General features: G+C 37.1%; 19 protein-coding genes and 3 pseudogenes. 16 read left to right on the forward strand and 6 right to left on the reverse strand.

The window, feature by feature from the left end; translation table 11 throughout:
* The first annotated feature begins 155 nt into the window (after positions 1–155).
* Positions 156–1,241, forward strand: a complete 1,086-nt coding sequence (aroC, locus tag C9J12_RS02700; protein WP_107241298.1) for a chorismate synthase — start codon at positions 156–158, stop codon at positions 1,239–1,241.
* 96 nt (positions 1,242–1,337) lie between these two features.
* Here the strand turns inward: aroC and C9J12_RS02705 are convergent, their stop codons facing one another.
* Positions 1,338–1,979, reverse strand: coding sequence for a trimeric intracellular cation channel family protein (locus C9J12_RS02705; protein WP_107241299.1), 642 nt, complete (start codon positions 1,977–1,979; stop codon positions 1,338–1,340).
* Between the two features lie 300 nt (positions 1,980–2,279).
* On the opposite strand from C9J12_RS02705, the pseudogene C9J12_RS02710 reads away from it, so the two are divergent.
* The 3 genes and pseudogenes from C9J12_RS02710 to C9J12_RS02720 all read left to right on the forward strand — a co-directional run bounded on the left by C9J12_RS02710 (position 2,280) and on the right by C9J12_RS02720 (position 4,413).
* Positions 2,280–2,827 (forward strand): annotated as a pseudogene (locus C9J12_RS02710) (elongation factor P hydroxylase).
* A gap of 23 nt (positions 2,828–2,850) precedes the next feature.
* Positions 2,851–3,117 (forward strand): YfcL family protein, encoded by a 267-nt coding sequence (locus C9J12_RS02715; protein ID WP_107241300.1) that lies wholly within the window; start codon positions 2,851–2,853, stop codon positions 3,115–3,117.
* A gap of 168 nt (positions 3,118–3,285) precedes the next feature.
* Positions 3,286–4,413, forward strand: coding sequence for an LPS O-antigen chain length determinant protein WzzB (locus C9J12_RS02720; RefSeq protein WP_227876255.1), 1,128 nt, complete (start codon positions 3,286–3,288; stop codon positions 4,411–4,413).
* A gap of 491 nt (positions 4,414–4,904) precedes the next feature.
* Here the strand turns inward: C9J12_RS02720 and C9J12_RS31015 are convergent.
* From C9J12_RS31015 to C9J12_RS31570, 5 genes and pseudogenes are all read right to left on the reverse strand, one after another.
* Positions 4,905–5,149: pseudogene (locus C9J12_RS31015) on the reverse strand (YjbF family lipoprotein).
* 163 nt (positions 5,150–5,312) lie between these two features.
* Positions 5,313–6,857: pseudogene (gene tnpC / locus C9J12_RS02730) on the reverse strand (IS66 family transposase).
* An 84-nt stretch (positions 6,858–6,941) separates the two neighbouring features.
* Entirely contained in the window at positions 6,942–7,091 is a 150-nt protein-coding gene (locus tag C9J12_RS02735; RefSeq protein WP_107241302.1) for a hypothetical protein, read from the reverse strand.
* 57 nt (positions 7,092–7,148) lie between these two features.
* Positions 7,149–7,454 (reverse strand): hypothetical protein, encoded by a 306-nt coding sequence (locus C9J12_RS31565; protein WP_407675669.1) that lies wholly within the window; start codon positions 7,452–7,454, stop codon positions 7,149–7,151.
* Complete coding sequence (locus C9J12_RS31570) at positions 7,445–7,828, reverse strand: trimeric intracellular cation channel family protein (RefSeq protein ID WP_407675670.1); 384 nt, start codon at positions 7,826–7,828, stop codon at positions 7,445–7,447. The genes C9J12_RS31565 and C9J12_RS31570 overlap by 10 nt, the downstream gene beginning before the upstream one ends.
* Before the next feature lie 337 nt (positions 7,829–8,165).
* Between C9J12_RS31570 and rffG the strand changes: the two genes are divergently transcribed.
* The 12 genes from rffG (at position 8,166) to C9J12_RS02800 (ending at position 19,350) form a co-directional block, all read left to right on the forward strand.
* Positions 8,166–9,242 carry a dTDP-glucose 4,6-dehydratase gene (gene rffG, locus C9J12_RS02745; protein ID WP_107241303.1) on the forward strand — a complete coding sequence of 359 codons (1,077 nt, stop codon included), beginning with the start codon at positions 8,166–8,168 and terminating at the stop codon, positions 9,240–9,242.
* Positions 9,242–10,111 (forward strand): glucose-1-phosphate thymidylyltransferase RfbA, encoded by an 870-nt coding sequence (rfbA, locus tag C9J12_RS02750; protein ID WP_107241304.1) that lies wholly within the window; start codon positions 9,242–9,244, stop codon positions 10,109–10,111. The genes rffG and rfbA overlap by 1 nt, the downstream gene beginning before the upstream one ends.
* Before the next feature lies 1 nt (position 10,112).
* Positions 10,113–11,189, forward strand: a complete 1,077-nt coding sequence (locus tag C9J12_RS02755) for a DegT/DnrJ/EryC1/StrS family aminotransferase (protein ID WP_107241305.1) — start codon at positions 10,113–10,115, stop codon at positions 11,187–11,189.
* Between the two features lie 10 nt (positions 11,190–11,199).
* A complete protein-coding gene (locus tag C9J12_RS02760) occupies positions 11,200–11,832 on the forward strand; it encodes an acetyltransferase (protein WP_107241306.1) in 633 nt (210 codons plus the stop codon).
* 10 nt (positions 11,833–11,842) lie between these two features.
* Entirely contained in the window at positions 11,843–12,061 is a 219-nt protein-coding gene (locus tag C9J12_RS02765; protein WP_107241307.1) for an acyl carrier protein, read from the forward strand.
* Positions 12,062–12,089: 28 nt separating this feature from the next.
* Positions 12,090–13,094, forward strand: a complete 1,005-nt coding sequence (locus C9J12_RS02770; protein WP_107241308.1) for a ketoacyl-ACP synthase III — start codon at positions 12,090–12,092, stop codon at positions 13,092–13,094.
* On the forward strand, positions 13,087–13,842 hold the full coding sequence (locus C9J12_RS02775) for an SDR family NAD(P)-dependent oxidoreductase (RefSeq protein ID WP_107241309.1): 756 nt from the start codon (positions 13,087–13,089) through the stop codon (positions 13,840–13,842). The genes C9J12_RS02770 and C9J12_RS02775 overlap by 8 nt, the downstream gene beginning before the upstream one ends.
* On the forward strand, positions 13,832–14,860 hold the full coding sequence (locus C9J12_RS02780) for a ketoacyl-ACP synthase III (RefSeq protein ID WP_227876256.1): 1,029 nt from the start codon (positions 13,832–13,834) through the stop codon (positions 14,858–14,860). Before C9J12_RS02775 ends, C9J12_RS02780 begins: the two co-directional genes overlap by 11 nt.
* A gap of 17 nt (positions 14,861–14,877) precedes the next feature.
* Positions 14,878–16,377 (forward strand): oligosaccharide flippase family protein, encoded by a 1,500-nt coding sequence (locus C9J12_RS02785; RefSeq protein WP_107241311.1) that lies wholly within the window; start codon positions 14,878–14,880, stop codon positions 16,375–16,377.
* 176 nt (positions 16,378–16,553) lie between these two features.
* Complete coding sequence (locus C9J12_RS02790) at positions 16,554–17,495, forward strand: hypothetical protein (RefSeq protein WP_107241312.1); 942 nt, start codon at positions 16,554–16,556, stop codon at positions 17,493–17,495.
* Positions 17,476–18,600, forward strand: a complete 1,125-nt coding sequence (locus C9J12_RS02795; protein WP_107241313.1) for an EpsG family protein — start codon at positions 17,476–17,478, stop codon at positions 18,598–18,600. Before C9J12_RS02790 ends, C9J12_RS02795 begins: the two co-directional genes overlap by 20 nt.
* Before the next feature lie 12 nt (positions 18,601–18,612).
* Positions 18,613–19,350, forward strand: a complete 738-nt coding sequence (locus tag C9J12_RS02800; RefSeq protein WP_107241314.1) for a glycosyltransferase — start codon at positions 18,613–18,615, stop codon at positions 19,348–19,350.
* Positions 19,351–19,511 lie beyond the last annotated feature (161 nt).

The following is a 19,511-nucleotide window of genomic DNA, read 5'->3' on the forward strand; positions in this document are numbered from 1 at the left end:
ATTACGGTATATGATGTCCTGTTTATTAGGTGCTTTGTTGTTTTTTATCTTTGCTTAATTCCCTCTTGCAATCCATGTCACAACTTTGCACTATGTAGTCATTAACGAAAACGTTACCTAACGTGATCAAGTAGCGGATAAAGACAGAGGAAGTAATGGCAGGCAACACGATTGGACAACTATTTCGCGTCACCACATTCGGTGAAAGTCATGGTATAGCATTAGGCTGTATCATTGATGGCTGCCCTCCTGGTCTTTCGCTGACAGAAAAAGACATGCAACACGACCTTGACCGTCGTCGTCCTGGTACATCTAAATACACCACACAACGTCGCGAAGCAGATGAAGTGAAAATCCTTTCAGGTGTATTTGAAGGGCAAACAACCGGTACATCAATTGGTTTGTTGATTGAAAATACCGATCAGCGTTCTAAAGATTATTCTAATATCCAAGACTTATTCCGCCCTGGTCACGCTGATTACACTTACCACCAGAAATATGGGGTACGTGATTACCGTGGTGGTGGCCGCTCTTCAGCCCGCGAAACGGCAATGCGAGTCGCTGCGGGTGCAGTGGCGAAGAAGTACCTGAAGCAGGTTCATGGTATTGAAGTGCGTGCGTACTTATCACAAATGGGTGATGTGAAGATCGATAAAGTCGATTGGGATCAAATTGAACAGAATGCTTTTTTCTGCCCAGATGCCGATAAAGTTGATGCCTTTGACGAACTTATTCGTAAGCTGAAAAAAGAAGGCGATTCCATTGGTGCCAAACTAACGGTTGTCGCCAGTAATGTACCTGTCGGTTTAGGCGAACCTGTTTTTGACCGTTTAGATGCCGATGTTGCACACTCACTGATGAGTATCAATGCGGTTAAAGGTGTTGAAATTGGTGATGGCTTTGAGGTGATTGAACAACGTGGTAGTGAGCACCGTGATGAAATGACACTTGATGGTTTTAAAACCAACCATGCTGGTGGCATTTTAGGGGGCATTTCTTCTGGGCAAGATATTGTTGCTCACATTGCATTAAAGCCGACTTCAAGTATTACAGTTCCGGGTGAGACGATTACCAGTAAAGGTGAATCTGCAGAAGTGATCACCAAAGGTCGTCATGATCCATGCGTGGGTATTCGTGCTGTGCCAATTGCAGAAGCGATGCTAGCAATTACATTGATGGATCACTTGTTACGTAATCGTGGTCAAAATGCAGATGTCGTGACTACCACACCAAAGATTTAAGTTTCAACTTATCTCTGAACGGGACAATCAAAAAAGCGGAGAAGCTTAATGGCTTCTCCGCTTTTTCTTTTATCGTCAGCGCAAAATTTCTAGTTTCTAGTTTCTAGTTTCTAGTAACTTATCTTCTTTTGGCTCTTCGAGTACAAACACAGGCAAACGCCAGCGTAATTGCACCGCAGCCATACGCGCTGTGAATCCTACCACTAATGTTGCAACAGTCGTGATCAGTTCAGGTACAGCAAAATACATCATGCCGTAATACATCACGCCTGCCAGTAGTGCAACCGAGGCATACAATTCTTTGTGTAATACCATAGGTTGACGACGAGTAATCAAATCTCGTAACAAACCACCAAACACCCCCGTAACAACTGCCGAGACAATACAGATAATTGCAGGTAATCCCATATCCATCGCCACACGACAACCGATAATACTGAATACAATTAAGCCAATTGCATCCAACATGATGAAAGCTTTATGAAAGCGGATCACCCATTTAGCGATTACTGTTGTTAATAAACCCGCCAGACAAGTGATAACTAAGTATTGCGGGTTTGCCACCCAGCCAAGAGGGTAGTGACCCAACAGCACATCACGCACCGTACCGCCACCAATAGCCGTCGCACTTGCCACCAACATAACACCAAACCAATCCATGTGACGCTTGCCTGCAGCCAAAGCACCAGTCATGGCTTCAGCAGTAATACCAATAATATAGAGAGTTGTTAAAAGCATGAGAAAAATCTACGTAAGAAGATGAAAAACAAGATGTACAGATTATATTTGAGATTTTAGTCATGTAAAAATGAAAGAAAAAACTTCATACATGAATTCAATTAATACCAATTTAATTTTTGGCCGAATGCATATCATTGCTTATTGCTGCATTGTTTTTTGAAAAAGAAAATAAATGATAAAAATTTCGTGATTAATGGGGTGTTTCTATTATATCAATAGATGAACTGTCGCGTGGTGATAGTAAAATCATTATAATATCCAACATTTCGTAATATTGAGATAGATAGCACATAATCTATGCAGCATGATTACAATGATCTCATTAGAATATTCAATGAAACATTTATTGAAAAGTTAAATACTGAGTTGAAGCTTGGTGGTGATGAACCCGTTTACTTACCTGCATCTGACGAGTATCCCATCATCGGATCATCTTTGCACGAGGCTATTTTGCATCAGCAATGCATGAACTGGCACATTGGTGTATCGCAGGTTCTGAACGACGTTTGCGTGAAGATTATGGCTATTGGTACGAACCCGATGGTCGCACGGAACAAGTGCAAGCAAAGTTTGAGGCTGTTGAAGTAAAACCACAAGCCATTGAGTGGATTCTATCGGCAAGTTGTGGCTTTAAATTTCAAGTAAACTGTGACAACTTGAGTAGTGATTGCGAGCCGAATAGGCTAGGCTGCACATAGCAAGTAAAAGATCAAGTGCGACTGTATTTGGAGTCGGGTATACCAAGGCGGGCTCAGATTTTATCTGATTTGTTTTGTGAATACTATCAGATTGAACCGTTAGCAATAAACCAATTTTCAGCGTTTGATGTAATTCATACGTATTAATTATCGATTGAAGAGTTATTAACATGATCCAGCAATATGAAGAAAAGTTATCCACCTTGATAGACTTAATGGTAGAAACAGCCTCCGATGATGAATTATTTGCTGGTGGTTATTTACGTGGGCATATTTCACTGTCTGCAGCAGATTGCGAACTTAACGGCATTACATCGGTCGAAGCGATGAAAGAGGCAGTAGATACGAGCTTGACACGAGCACAATCAGAACTTACCCCTGTCGATCAGCTGATTGTAAAAACGATGTGGCAACAACTTCAACAAAGTGCGATATAATATTCACTTTATCATTAGTTAGAATTTGCTACGTATTATGTTTGAGAATAGATCTTAATACGATTTAGTGGCAAATTATTATTTTTTCATAAATCAATACTCAAGCATGGTCCCTGCGTTATATCGTATAAGTGCGCTGAATATCGATTGAATCAAGTGAGACAAACAGTGAAAGTACCATTAAACCAGCCATCTATTCCTGCCTATTATGCTCCGCCTAAAAATAATGAAATTTATTTACGAGAGCGATTTAAGGTTTTATGGCAAGGTAAAGTATGGATCATTGCACTGACAATGCTTTGTTCTATTATTGCTGTTATATACGCATTAACAGCACAAGAGTGGTGGTCATCCAAAGCAAGAATAATGGAACCCCAAATACAAGATTATTCTTCTTATCAACAACAAGTAAAGCAGTTTCAGCCTATTTTTGATATTTATCAAGAGGATGGCACCGTGCTTGTGAGTGAGAGCTTGGAAGCATTGGTTAATCCTAAAACATTATTTCAGCGATTTATTGATGCCTATAATTCCCCTGCCAATAAGAAGAAATTTTTAGATAGTAGCCTTGAATTTAAAAAAATCAAGACGCAGCTGGATACAAATACAGATGAAGCGCTACACCGTCTTTATAGTGAATGGTTAACTAAAATTACCATAACCCCTGTTGATAAAAATAAAAATCATGACTATGACGTTAGTTTGCAAGCAACAACAAAGGAAAGTAGTGTCCGTTTATTAAATGAATATATTGATACTGTAAAACGCAAGGTATTTAATGATGCATTAAACAACTTACAAACAATTGTTAACGTTAAAAAAAATGAGCTTAAACAGCAAAAAATAATATTAGAAATAGAGACTAAAAATCGTTTAGCTATGGAAGTAGAGCGTTCACAATATGCACTTGCTATTGCACAAGCTGCTGGGGTGAGTAAACCAGTTCAGGGTTTGGGGGATGAAGAGTTATTTGCCATCAACCTAGGTTCAGATGCTTTAATCGCTAAAGTAAAAGCCTTAAAAGCCATTAAAAATTTAGATGTGATAGAGCCTAGGTTAAATGGAATTAATGCTAAAATTGAAATGTTAAATAGCTTAACAATAGATAGAAGTATCCAATTTCAAACATTTAAAACTTTAGAAAATGTACAAGCACCCATTGCTAGAGATAAGCCTAAGCGGGCTTTAATTGTGATTTTAGGAGCATTGCTTGGCGGAATGCTAGGTGTTGCGGTTGTACTGATTCGGCATACATCTAGACAGTATGAAAAATTGAATGATGTCAATAGTATTTGATGATTAGACGATTCATATAAATTAAAAACGCTGTAATGACCCTCATCATGACAGCGTTTTTGAATTTTAATTTATGCACGGAAGGATGACTTATGGAAAACTGAATATAAGCCCTAAACGTACAACAACTTCTTCGGTGCTGAATTGTTATCAACCTTACTATGTAATCTGTCAATAATATCGTAATCTAGACATATAATAAGCTTTATCGCTTTCATTTTTAAATGAATATCTATTTACTCCCTTTGTTTTATTATGGATATGAATGGGAGGATACTTGGCGTCGTTCAGACATAGCATAAAAATACGCTCATCCCGTTATCATATGTTCGATTTGTTGGCTCAAATTAAGTGCAGCTTGTTTTTGTTGTTTTTGCCAATGTGTTGCTAATTGGTTGACTTTTAAGTGCTTTGCCTATTACCCCATTGATCCAGAATTGATTTTGGTAACTGGTGTTCAGTGTTTCACTGGTGACAGATTCAATAAAGTGCTACGTTTCAACAGGACGTTCATTGATCATAATGACGGTATTGTCTTGGCGTACAAACTTTGAGATTAACTGGTAACCAAAATGGTAGCCAGGTTGCCAATCAATGGTACGTTGCCAGTGCATGAGGTATTTGCACGTTGTAAGCCAAGTGTTAGTGGATCAAGTTGAGAGCTATAAGTCTCAATCAAATTGCCTTGAGGTAAATTTAGGCTGTTCACTAATCGACCGCCTTCCGTGACCAACATCCCTTTATCGGATGATACCTACTTGAGCTGTGTACGAGTATTTGGTGTTAATGATGTATTAGCTAATGACAAAGCCGGTTCAGCTAAGGCCAATACCATAAAAGCTTGTGGACTGTTATCGACTTGCCCATAGAGGCTAGCATAGTAAGCGCTCAATTAAGCCTCACTCCGCTTCACTGCTCTTCATGTTCCACGGCATTAGATCCGTTAGATTATCGGACGATTGGCATTTTGGTAGCTCTGTAAATAAGTGCTGGAAATAATAGTATGGATTGATGCCATTGGCTCGGCAGGTCATAACCAAACTGTATAAGTTAGCGCTGGCTTTAGCTCTATCGACAGACGTTGAGAACATCCAGTTCTTCCGCCCCGCTGTAAACGGGCGGATATCACGTTCAGTGACGTTATTATCGATACTAATCTCACCATTTTCCAAATACGTCAGTAGCTTAGGCCACTGATTTAAGCTGTAGTTGATGGCTTTACCTAGCGCACTTTTGGGTAGGGCTGTACTTTTAGCTTTAATCAGCCATTGATGAAAATCATCAAGGATCGGTTTGGAGTTTTCTAATCTCAGCCTTTGTCTTTCTAAGCTGCTTAGTGGTTTGGTTTCTTTTTCTATCTGATAAAGCTTACCAATGTAGTTTAATGCTTTTTCAATTTTGCCCGCTTTTTTACTTGGTCGTGCTTTTTGTGCATCGGTGAATATTCTACGCACATGAGCAAGGCAAGCCGCTTGGGTCACATGCTCTAAACAATCGTAAACTGCATAGCCATCACTAAGTAGGTAGCCGCCATAATGGCCAAGAAATCCCTTTGCACAAGCTGACGATCGGCTAGGTTGATAATCGTATATCACAATTGGATTGGCAGTGAATTCACCGCTGCGATAAACCCACATATAAGATTTCGATTGTGCTGCGCGGTCTTTTTCTCTCAATACCTGAACCGTGGTTTCATCGGCGCAAATTAACGTTTCTTTAAGTAGTGACTCTTTCATTGCGTCTATGATCACTTGGTTTTTACTACCCAATAGCACACACCAGTTGGCTAATGTGCTGTGACTAATATCAATGCCAGAACGATTTAAGATATTAACTTGGCGATAAAGCGGTAGTGCATCAACATATTTGGCAGTGACGACGGCAGCAAAAGCATCGGCACTACCGATACTTTTAGGGATCATACTTGCAGGTTTTCGGGCCGTAATGATTTTACTGGAAGTTTGTGTTTTTTCACATTGTCGACATGCGTATTTCGTACGTTCATGGCGGATCACGCTAACTTTTTGCGGGATAATTTTCAGCTCTTCTGACGCTTCCTTACCACATTGATGCAAGGGTGCATCGCAGCATTCACAATAAGGTGCATTTAACTCATGCTGGATAACGTCACGTTCTAATTTTTTTGGAAGCGGTTTACGGCCTTTCTTATGGTGCTTCGGTTCTAGTTTTGGAAGGCTATTTTGTTGCTCAGCTTCATTGAGCATTCCTTTGACGACTTTTTCGCTTTGAGAGGAAAAGTGTTTAGATTTATTAAGCTGCTCGATGAGCAGTTGTACTTTATTCGCCAGCTCAATTTTTTCCTCTGTAACTGATTATTTTATCTTATCTTTGGCCTGCAGTTGTTCGCTCTTGACCTGATTATCTTCCTGAAGCTTTATCAACATAGCTTTCAGTTGTTCAATATCATCGGGAAGTTCAGTCATATCAAGGCTCATGTAATTTTAATGAGCCAAGTTTGACAGTAAAAAAGGATCGTTCAACCCCAGTATTAAGATCAGTATCAGCGGTCACACTTCTAAGTAATAAAGAGGCCTGTGTGCTCTAGGATTATCAAGAGATAATCCAGATAATAACCAATTCAACTGCTGTTTAGCGATATGGATAGCATTGTCTTTTTGAGGTTTAGGCCACTTAAGGCGTTTTTCTGTTTGATTCATAATACCTCTGTTGAAAAGATATTATGTCAAAGCTTAGATGTTATGAGTATGTGCGGTTTACCGAGCGCTTACAAATAAAAAAGCGGAGAAGCTTAATGGCTTCTCCGCTTTTTTTGCTTTATTTTCTAGTAACTTGTCTTCTTTTGGCTCTTCGAGTACAAACACCGGCAAACGCCAGCGTAGTTGCACAGTCGCCATACGAGCAGTAAATCCAACGACTAACGTAGCGATTGTGGTGATCAGTTCAGGGACTGTAAAGTACATCATGCCGAAATACATCACACCTGCCAGTAGTGCAATTGAGGCATACAACTCTTTGTGTAATACCATCGGTTGGCTGCGAGTAATCAAATCTAGTAACAAACCACCAAACACGCCCGTAACAACTGCCGAGACAATACAGATAATTCCATGTCCATCGCGACACGACAACCGATAATACTGAACACAATTAAGCCAATCGCATCCAAAATAATGAAAATCTTATGAAACCGAATAACCCATTTAGCAATTACTGTTGTTAATAGACCTGCAAGACAAGTGATCACTAAGTACTGCGGATTTGCCACCCAACCAAGAGGGTAGTGACCCAACAGCACATCACGCACCGCCCCCAATAGCTGTCGCACTTGCCCCAACATAACACCAAACCAATCCATGTGACGCTTGCCCGCAGCCAAAGCACCAGTCATCGCTTCAGCAGTAATACCAATAATATAGATAGTTGTTAAAAGCATGAGAAAAATCTACGTAAAAAGGTGAAAAACAAGATGTACAGATTATATTTGAGATTTTAGGCATGTAAAAATGAAAGAAAAAACTCTATGTATGAATTCAAATCATTAATGAGAGGTAAATATGATTTAGAGAGAAGTATTTAGTGGTTGAATAATATTTCAGTGAAGATTGCGTCTGATTGATTAGTTTAATAATCGAAATTTTGTTAGAATGCGCTATTTTGAGTTGTTGGTGAAAGGAACATTCACCAACAACTCAAAATGACATTTATGGCTAGGTAAACGTGTTGGGGATACGAATAACCTCAGGGCGGTAGCATGGAAAAATAGGGTTAATATGAAAATACTGGTCACAGGTGGTGCAGGTTTTATTGGTTCTGCGGTTGTTCGCCACATCATTGAGAATACTTCTGATGCCGTTATTAATCTCGATAAATTGACTTATGCAGGGAACCTAGAATCTCTTTCCGATGTTGATTCACATGAGCGTTATTTTTTTGAACAGGTTGATATTTGTGATCGAGTTGAGTTAGACCGCGTGTTTGCTGAGCATAAACCCGATGCCGTCATGCATTTAGCGGCAGAATCGCACGTTGACCGCTCTATTGATGGTCCGGCAGCGTTCATCGAAACGAACATTGTTGGTACGTATACTTTGCTTGAAGCGACTCGTGCTTATTGGAATACGTTATCGGATGATAAAAAACAGGACTTCCGTTTCCACCATATTTCAACCGATGAGGTGTATGGTGATTTAGAAGGGACTGATGATTTATTTACTGAAACAACGTCATACGAACCATCGAGCCCATATTCAGCGTCAAAAGCCTCTTCTGATCATTTAGTGCGTGCTTGGTTACGTACTTATGGATTGCCAACAGTTGTGACTAATTGCTCAAACAATTATGGGCCTCATCATTTCCCTGAAAAACTAATCCCATTGATGATTTTAAATGCCTTAGATGGCAAGCCGTTACCAGTTTATGGCAATGGTATGCAGATTCGTGACTGGTTGTTTGTTGAAGACCACGCCCGTGCTTTATATAAAGTGGTTACTGAAGGTGAAGTAGGCGAAACTTACAACATTGGTGGCCATAATGAGAAAGCGAATATTGATGTGGTCAAAACCATCTGTTCATTGCTTGATGAGTTAGTGCCAAATAAACCTGCAGGTGTTGCACATTACGAAGAGTTAATTGCGTATGTAACTGACCGCCCTGGTCACGATGTTCGTTACGCGATTGATGCGTCAAAAATTGAGCGTGAATTGGGTTGGAAACCAGAAGAAACATTTGAGTCTGGTATTCGTAAGACCGTTGAATGGTATTTAAATAATCAACCATGGTGGTCACGCGTATTAGATGGTTCTTATGCGGGTGAGCGTTTGGGTGTATCTTCTGAGGAGAGCAAGTAATGAAAGGAATTATTTTAGCGGGAGGATCTGGTACTCGTCTTTATCCGATTACGATGGGGGTATCTAAACAATTACTGCCTGTCTATGACAAACCGATGATTTACTATCCATTATCCGTATTAATGCTTGCTGGTATTCGTGAAGTCTTAATAATTACAACACCAGAAGATAATGAAAGCTTTAAACGCTTGCTAGGCGACGGTAGTCAGTTTGGTATCGAAATTGACTATGCAATACAAGAAAGCCCTGATGGTTTAGCGCAAGCATTTATTATCGGAGAAGAATTTATTGGCTCAGATTCTGTTTGTCTGGTTTTAGGCGATAATATTTTTTACGGTCAAGGCTTCTCTCCAATGCTACTCGCTGCGACCAAAAAAACAACTGGTGCAACAGTGTTTGGTTATAAAGTTAAAGATCCCGAGCGCTTTGGTGTAGTAGAATTTGATGCAGATTTTAATGCGCTTTCAATTGAAGAAAAGCCATTACATCCAAAATCTAATTATGCAGTCACCGGGTTATATTTTTATGATAACCAAGTGGTTGATATTGCTAAAACGATCAAACCATCAGAGCGTGGTGAATTAGAAATAACCAGTATTAACCAAGCTTATTTAGAGAAGCAGCAATTAAAGGTTGAATTGTTAGGCCGTGGCTTTGCGTGGCTAGATACCGGTACGTATGAAAGCTTACAAGATGCGGGGCAGTTTGTATCAACTATAGAGCATCGCCAAGGCTATAAAGTTGCTTGTTTAGAAGAAATCGCATTTAATCAAGGCTGGTTATCAGCTTCGCAACTTGAATTATTAGCAGAGCCTTTGAAAAAAAACACATATGGGCAATATTTGTTAAGTCTAGTTGGGAAATATTAAGATGATACCTGTCACTAAGCCATATTTACCGAATAAAGAAAAATACAAAGCCTATATAGACCAAATATATGACTCTGAACACCTTACAAATAATGGCCCCCTATTACAAAGCCTCGAAAAACGATTAGCAGAACATTTAGGTGTAAAGCATGTAATTTGCGTCGCGAATGGTTCTCTTGCATTACAAGTGGCTTATAAAGCGTTAGATTTAAAAGGGGAGGTAATTACGACTCCTTTTACTTTTGCAGCAACAGCTAGCACTTTAGTATGGGAAGGACTAACACCTGTTTACAGTGATATTGATGGCGACTCTTGGAATTTGGCTCCAAGTTTGATTGAAGAAAAAATCACAAAAAAAACATCGGCTATTTTACCTGTACATGTATTTGGCAATCCCTGTGAAGTAGACGAAATTCAAAAAATTGCAGATAAGCACAACTTAAAAATAATTTATGATGCCGCTCATGCATTTGGTACTCTGTATGAAGGTCAGAGTGTATTAAAGCATGGTGATATCAGTACGTTGAGTTTTCATGCGACTAAGTTATTCCATACCATTGAAGGTGGTGCTGTGATTACTGAGTCTGACGAAATAGCAGATAAAGTGAGACAATTGATTAATTTTGGTATTACCGGACCGGATAAAATTGAAGGTATTGGAACAAATGCTAAAATGAATGAATTTGAAGCTGCGATGGGATTATGCATTTTAGATGATATTCATCAGGTAATTAGAGCTAGAAAAAAAATAATAGATCTATATCAGCATAATTTGGTGAATAAATTCACTTTCCAGCAATGGCTTAAACCTTTGGAAAACAATGGCGCATATATGCCGATTGTATGTGAAAACGAGCAGGAATTACTTATAAAAAAAGGCGCTCTTGAAAAAGAAGGGATCATTGCTCGTCGGTATTTCTATCCTAGTTTAGATGATGTTAATGCTTTAAATCCTTTAGAATGTACTTGTGAGGTTAGCCGTAAGTTAAGTAAAAAAGTAATGTGCTTACCACTATTCCCAAGCTTAAATGAAGATATCGTATTTAATGTTTTGGCTGTATTAAATTCAAACAAATAAGGTATTAAAATTGAATAAATTGTATTTTTTAGGGGCTGGAGGGTTTGCTAGAGAATTGTATTCTTATATTAAAGAATATGATTTTGAATATAGAAACTATCAATTTGCCGGTTTTTTATCTGATTATTCAGATGACCTAGATGACTTTGATATGATTCATGGGGTTGTTGATAATATTCGTTCTGACAAAGTACTTGAAGGGGATGCTATATTAATAGCGGTTGCCAATTGTAAATTGAAAGACGAATTATACCATTACTACAAAAATAAAAACTGTGAGATCCTTTCCTTTATTCACCCGATGGCATATGTCGGTAATAATGTCACAATTGGTGATGGATCCGTGATATGCCCATATGCAACCCTAACAGCTGATATTGAAGTAGGTAAGGGCGTTCTGATTAATGCACATTCTTCTATCGGGCATGATGCAGTAATTGGTAATTTTTCTACTTTGAGTGGCCATTGTGACATCACTGGCGGAGTCAGTGTTGGTGAGCGTGTTATGTTTGGTTCACATGCTTTGGTGATCCCAAATAAAGTTGTAGAATCAGATTCTATTGTCGGTGCTGGTTCGGTTGTAGTTAAAAAAGTTAAATCAGGGACTACCGTTTTTGGTAATCCAGCTAAGAAAATAAAGTAGGAAGTTAAAAATGAGTAAAAATAATCAAATTTTAGAAATTGTAGCTGAAATTTTAGAAGTAGAAGTAAATGAGGTAACTCTAACTACTGAGTTAGACGAAGATAATTGGGATTCTTTAGCAGTAGTTACTTTCATTTCTGAAATTGACTCTACGTTTGATCAGATTATTTCACCTTCAGCTGTAAATAAAGTTGAAACTGTTGCTGATTTAATTGCATTAGTTAAATAGTTAATATCAAAATAAATAGGCAGATGTGATGCTCACTATAAAAGATGTCGCTATAAAAGGGATTTCAACAACCGTACCAGAGAAGAAAATCAACAATGTTGAACTTTCTGAAATTTATGGTGAGAAAGAAATAAAAAAATTAATCGCTAGTATCGGTGTTAATAGTAGAAGAGTTGTAGACGAAAATACTACAAGCTCCGATTTATGTTTAGATGCTGCTTCGAGGCTTTTAACTTCATTATCTTGGAACCCTGAAGATATTGGCGCTCTAATTTTTGTGTCGCAAACATCTGACTATCAATTACCTGCAACCGCTTGTATTTTACAAAATGCTTTGGGCTTACCTAATAATTCGATGGCATTTGATATTAATCTCGGTTGTTCTGGCTACGTGTATGGCATACAGGTAGCCTCCAGTTTGATCAATGCAGGTATCAATAAAGTGTTGTTACTTGTTGGGGATACGATTAGTCAAATCGTTAAACCAGGTGATCGCAGTACTGAGTTATTATTTGGTGATGCAGGTACTGCAACTGCTTTACAACGAGAGGAAGGGCAGGTTTTACACATTGAGCTTGGTTCAGATGGTTCAGGGGCTGAGCATATTATTGCGAAAGAGCGCATGGTAACAAGTCGTGTTAGAGGTAATTCATCATCTTACTTAGCAATGAATGGTGGTGAAGTATTTACTTTTACTTTAAAAACAGTACCTAAGTTAATAAATAACTTCTTAAGTTCACTTAATATGAATGCTGAAGATGTTGACCTGTGTGTTTATCATCAAGCGAATCACTTTATGTTGAAACATCTCTCGAAAAAATCAAAATTTGAAAGTGATCAAGTGGCTATTAGTATTGATGAATATGGGAATACGAGTTGTGCATCGATCCCTCTTACTTTATGTGCTCGTCCGCAAGCTTCGTACGAAAAATCACTATTAGTAGGATTTGGTGTTGGATTATCTTGGGGGGCTATTATGTGTGATTTAAGTAAAACGCTGCTATTGCCTGTTAAGGAGCTAAGTCATGATTAATATGCTAGATGGAAAGACGATACTTGTAACTGGCGCGTCATCTGGAATAGGACGTGCTGTCGCTAAATTTTTTAGTATACAAGGCTGCTGTGTGGTTATAGCTGGTCAATCGGAAAGTCGATTGAATGAAACGTTATCCTTATTGAGTGGCAATGGTCACTTTTCCGTAACTGGAGATTTAAGTGATGTTGAGCAGTTAAAAGCTATGATGGACAGTGTATTCAACAAAGTCGGTGCTCTTGATGGTATTATCCATTGTGCTGGGATTCAAAAAACATTACCACTTCAGGCTTTAAAAGAGTCTGATTTTGATGATATTTTTTCGGTGAACGTTAAATCTGCACAGTTTCTCGCTAAAAACTTTAGAAGGAAAGGCCGATATAATAAAGATGGTGCTTCTTTAGTCTTTATTAGTTCTGTTGCTGCGACTTGTGGTGAGCCTGCAATTTCTACTTATTCTGCTTCTAAGGCTGCTTTAATTGGATTGACTAAATCGTTAGCGTCAGAGTTATCTCGTAATAAAATTAGAGTTAATTGTATTGCACCTGGCCATGTGGAAACTGAAATGGCTATTGAGTTTTCTAAGCAGTTAACTAATGAACAGTTAGCGTATATTAAAGCTAAACATCCACTAGGGTTAGGTAAACCCGAGGATGTCGCACATGCTGCTGCCTTTTTAGCAAGTGACCTGTCTCGCTGGGTCACCGGAACAACGTTATGTGTAGATGGTGGTTATAGTGCCCAATAAAAGTATAAAAGCGACAATTTCTGCTGTTGCCTCATATTTGCCTTCTAAAGTTTTAGATAACGCTCAATTAGTGGAAGATTTTCCTGATTGGAGTGTTGATAAAATATTTGATAAAACAGGTATCCATAGTCGACATATTGCTTCTGATGATGAAACCTGCTCTGTTATGGCCGTAAAGGCGGCTAAAGCATTGTTGAGTGATAATAATATTGAACCAGAGAGTATAGATTTTATTTTATTGTGTACTCAAAGTTCTGATTATGTCTTACCAACTACGGCATGTATCGTTCAACATGAATTAGGTATTCCTACAAGCTGTGGTGCATTGGATTTTAACTTAGGTTGTTCTGGTTATGTTTATGGCTTAAGCCTTGCTAAGGGGCTTATTGAAAGCCTTCAAAGCAGAAGAATATTACTAATCACTTCTGAATTATATTCTCAATATATAAATAAAAAAGATAAAAGTGTTAGAACATTATTCGGTGATGCAGCGACAGCAACTTTAATCGAAGGTGTAGAATCTGAATTCGATAGAATAGGCTCATTTGTATTTGGAACGGATGGTGGCGGTGCTGATAACCTAATTGTCCCTCATGGCGGTTCAAAAAATCCAATATCAGCAGAGTCTGTAATTGAAAAAGAAGATGCTAGTGGTAATGTTAGAGCTCCAAATAACTTGTTTATGAATGGTGCGGAAATATTAACTTTTACGTTAAAGACAGTGCCTAAAAGTATTAAAGCAATTTTATCTAAGGCTGACTTAACAGAAGAGCAGATTGATAAAGTGATATTTCATCAGGCAAATAAATTTATGCTTGAGAAACTAAGAAAAAAAACAGGTTTTACTAACGAGCAGTTTTTAACTTCATATGAAAGTTATGGTAACACGGTTTCGTCAACTATCCCTCTTGGTATTGAAAAAGCACTAAATTCTAGCCAATTAGGAAAAGGTGATAAGCTATTAATTTGTGGGTTTGGGGTTGGTTATTCGTGGGCAGGAGCAGTAATTACCTTTTAGGTTGTATGTGAAAATTTATGCTTAAGAAGAATATCATCGCAAATTATGCGAGCCAAATATATGTAACACTAATTGGTATTTTATTACTGCCTTTATACATTAAATATATGGGCAGTGAAGCTTATGGGTTAGTGGGATTTTTTGCCATGTTACAAGCATGGTTTGGAGTGCTTGATTTAGGACTCACTCCGACTATCGGACGTGAAACTGCACGTTATCAAGGTGGAGTGTTATCTGCACTGGATTTTAGACGATTGTTCCGTGCATTGATGATCATATTTGTTGTTGTTGCCTTGATCGGTGGAGGTGGGCTGTTTGTTTTATCCGAAGTAATAGCAACGAAATGGCTTAAATTGGAAAATCTTCCTCAAGATCAAGTTATTTTCGCACTGCAAATTATGGCTATAAGTGTCGCTTTACGCTGGCTGACAGGGTTATATCGTGGTGTGGTTACTGGGTCAGAAAAGCTAGTATGGTTGAGTGGGTTTAATGCGATTATTGCAACGTTACGGTTTGGCGGTGTATTTGCCAGTATGTGGTTTTTCGGTTTTACTCCTGTGGTGTTTTTTACTCATCAACTTCTTGTAGCATTGATAGAAAACTGTGGTTTAGCGATAAAAACGCACTATTTATTACCAAAGAAAAAAAGTTTAAGTGACATTATTGGTTGGTCATTTGAACCCGTGAAACCTGTCTTGAAATTTTCATTAACGATCGCTTTTACTGCCTCTGTTTGGGTTTTTGTCACACAAACGGATAAATTGGTATTATCTGGAATACTCTCGTTAGAAGATTATGGTCACTTCACCTTGGCTGTGTTAGTGGCAAATGGCATTATGGTTATTGGAGGGCCTATTAGCATTGCTGTTATGCCTAGAATGGCAAGATTACACGCAGAAAATAAGCATGATGAAATGATCGCTGTGTATCGTAAAGCGACACAATTAGTGGCTATTATTGGTGGTTCTGCTGCAATAACCTTAGTTGTGACCGCTAAGCCATTACTGATTGCCTGGACTGGAGATATACAGTTAACGGAACAGGCGGCACCAATCCTACAATTATATGCACTCGGCAACTTGTTTTTATCTATTTCAGCCTTTGCTTATTATTTACAATATGCGCTTGGCAATCTTCGCTACCATCTTATTGGTAATGCCGGTTTAGTTGTTATATTAATTCCGAGTGTTATTTTTTCCGCAACTCATTTTGGTGGTATGGGCGCAGGTTATGTTTGGCTAATCATGAATGCTCTATTTCTATTTATATGGGTCGCTTATGTACACTATAAGCTGGAACCAAATTTGCATTTTAAATGGTTATTTAATGATGCGATAAAAATAATCATTCCCGCTTTTTCTATTGCTAGTTTGGTTTTCCTTATTGATTTTAATTGGATAGGAAACAATAGAGTTTTAAATATATTATTAGTAATGGGAGTCGGTCTGATTACTATCTTGGTTAGCTTTATTTTTTCTGATCAGGGAAGGGGACTATTAAAAAGGCATAGAACTTAAGTTTAAACAGATTATGGGTATATATTTCATTTTTACTTGATTGTTTTGGTTTTGTATGCTCATAGCGAGCTCGCCTTACATATTAACATCAGATTGAATATACCTATTTATACTCAACTTGTGGCTTGGTGAGTGTAAGTACCCTAATAACGTAAATAGAATTAAATGTGAGTGGAATGATTGATAATAAAATTATAATTGTTACGGGTTGTTATGATGAAAATATTGGCGGCTCTATTGTGCCCCATCAACTGTGTAAGTACGTAAATAAATATACAGATTATGATTGTTATATGTACCGAGCATATATTTATCCTTCTTTTAGAGATGGTAGTATAACGAAGTCTTTATGGGTCCTTTTTAGTACGTTAGCTAAACGTTTTTTACTGAAAATAAAATCTATTCCTGATAACAGTAAGTATCTTTTATACCGAAAACCTCGTAATTTGGATGATTATGTTGTCGTTTATTTAGATGGTATGGCAGACAATCCTTTGAATGCAAAAAATGTAGTTCGACTTTTATTACACAACCCAGGATATTTTAGTAAGGAAGTTCACTATAATTGTGGCGAGCTTTATTTTTTGTATGGACCACATTTTAATTCTGTTAATATTTTGGATAGTGAGACATCGAAAAACTTTGTGGATATAAAATTCTTCAATACTGAGCTTTATAATAGCAAATCGCTTATTGAGAACAGAGACGGAGTATGTCACCTCGTTAGAAAAGGAAAGGTTAGGGATATTGATTTTGACCTTTCTAGTTCGGTACTCATTGATGGTAAATCCCATAAAGAAATTGCAGCAATCTTCAAACGCTCTAAATATTATATCTCATTCGATACAGAGTCGGCATACTCTATTTTAGCCGCATTGTGTGGTTGTATTTCTATTGTCGTCCCTATTCAAGGTGTTAATAAGATAACTTGGCAACCTGATGAAAAATTTAGATATGGTGTCGCCTATGGTTTTTCGAAGGAGGAGATTGATTGGGCTATTAGTTCTCAAGGATTACTAAATCAACATATAATTGATATCGAAGAACATAATAAAAAGGTAGCAATGACATTTACGAAAGATTTGAAGGCTTTCTTTAATGGCGACGTTGATGCTTAGTACATTGATAGATTATATATTGATCTCGTTGTGTTTCTTTAATCTTTGTATCTTTGCATCTTATATAGATAAATATCGAAGTGATCAACACGTATTCGTACTTAAGTTTATATTCTGGGTGCTGATTTTTTTTGTTTCTTACTTAGTGATTGTTAGGGGCGATTACCCTGATGTCGAGAACTATAAGTTTTACTTTTATAATGCACCTGTTGATTTGAATTTTTCTAGTATTGAAAATAGAGATATTGAAATTGGATATTATTATTTCTCCTCGTTTAGTAAAATTGTAGGGTTTAATTTTGATTTTTCCTCATTTTTAATGACCCTCTTGTCTATATTCTTTGTTTATTTTGGTTTTAGACTTTATCCGGATGTAACCTATAGTGCCACCGCATTATTAGTAACGTTTAGCTATGCTATTTCGTTTATGATTCAAGTCAGACAAGGTGTAGCTGTATCTTTTTCTGTCTGTACCGTGATATATTTTTTAAATAAACGATATCTTAGTTCATTTTTATTTTATGTAATTGCTTGTCTTTTTCATATTAGTGCAATTTTAGTTTTTCCCATAATTGTATTTAGTGTCTTTTTTCGTAATTTCATATATCGTAATAGATTCACCGTTATTTATTTTTCGGTATTACTTGTATTTTTATTCCATTATTTTGATTTCATTTCAATTGTTGCTCCAATAATTCTTTCCTTATTGGATGAAAGGTTGGTATCTAAGTTTTATCTTTATACAGAAAATATTAACAGTTCTGTTCGCTTGTTATCAGCTACGAATGTTTTAATGCTTTTGATTATGTTTTTATCAGCAGGTTTCTTTAACATTAGGCGTTATAAATTTGATCGTGAACTTTTCGCACTATTGATTGCATGTTTTCTTATGTATAACTTGTTATCTTTTTCATCAGATGTAGCATCAAGGTTTTATAAAATTCTGAGTGTGGCTATACCTATTCAGTTATCATTTATGGTTCAAGTTTTTAACAATCGGGCTGGTACTATAGGTTGGGGTATATGGTTAGTTATCGTATTTGTTCTTTGCGCTTTCTATCAGTTAAATTTCTTAATGTATGATTTGCCAATTTTTAATTTTTAGGAAGAATTTATTATGATATTTAGTGTGATCTTGTGTGTTAATGAAGATAATCCATTCCTTGATAAAGCTATAAATAGTATTTTGGTGCAAGACTATGATGAATTTGAGTTTATAATAGTCGCAAATAATTGTACGGATGAACTTTATGAAAAATTAAAATTATCTACAAAGGATAAAAGAATAAGATTATTTAGAACAATAATTGGTCAGCTTAGCTTTAATCTTAATTTTGCGATTAATTTGTCAAAAGGAGATTACATCATACGAATGGATTCCGATGATGTTTCTCTACCGAATAGACTAAGTAAGTGTAATGATTTAGTTATACATAAGTATGACATAGTCGGTTTCTCTGTCGATTTGATAAATGAGAAAGACGAGATTATTGGAGAGCAATGCTTGTCTGGTAATAAATTGTCTAATATTATGTATAAAAATCCATTTGTACATCCTGCTACAATGATAAAACGAAGTTTTCTTGTTTCTTGTAAAGGCTATCTTGGTGGTTTTCAGTCAGAAGACTATGACTTATGGATAAGAGCTTATCGAAAAGGGGGGGTTAGAACTCATTTTTCAGAAGAAAAAGTGCTTAATTACAGAATTAGAGACGGACAAAGTAGAGGTAATCTATTACCTTATTGTGAAGTAGCCAGTTACTTTTATAGAGAGTTATTACTTCACCCAAATCTTAATAATTTAGCTTCTTTTATTGTAGCAACTGGAAAGCGTTTATTTTACAAGTTTAAATGATTTAGTTTGATTGATATATTATTTTTGTCAAAAAAGATGAAGGCAGTATAAATCTAGCAAAAATAAAACCACTAATGAATACAGCGAAATCTGTTATTTGATTAAAACGTTTATGTATTTTCTCTGGTCTACCGTGAGCCTTAAATTCTGGATCGCTCAAA

It is taken from the genome of Photobacterium frigidiphilum, from assembly GCF_003025615.1.
GTDB classification, from domain to species: Bacteria; Pseudomonadota; Gammaproteobacteria; order Enterobacterales; family Vibrionaceae; genus Photobacterium; species Photobacterium frigidiphilum.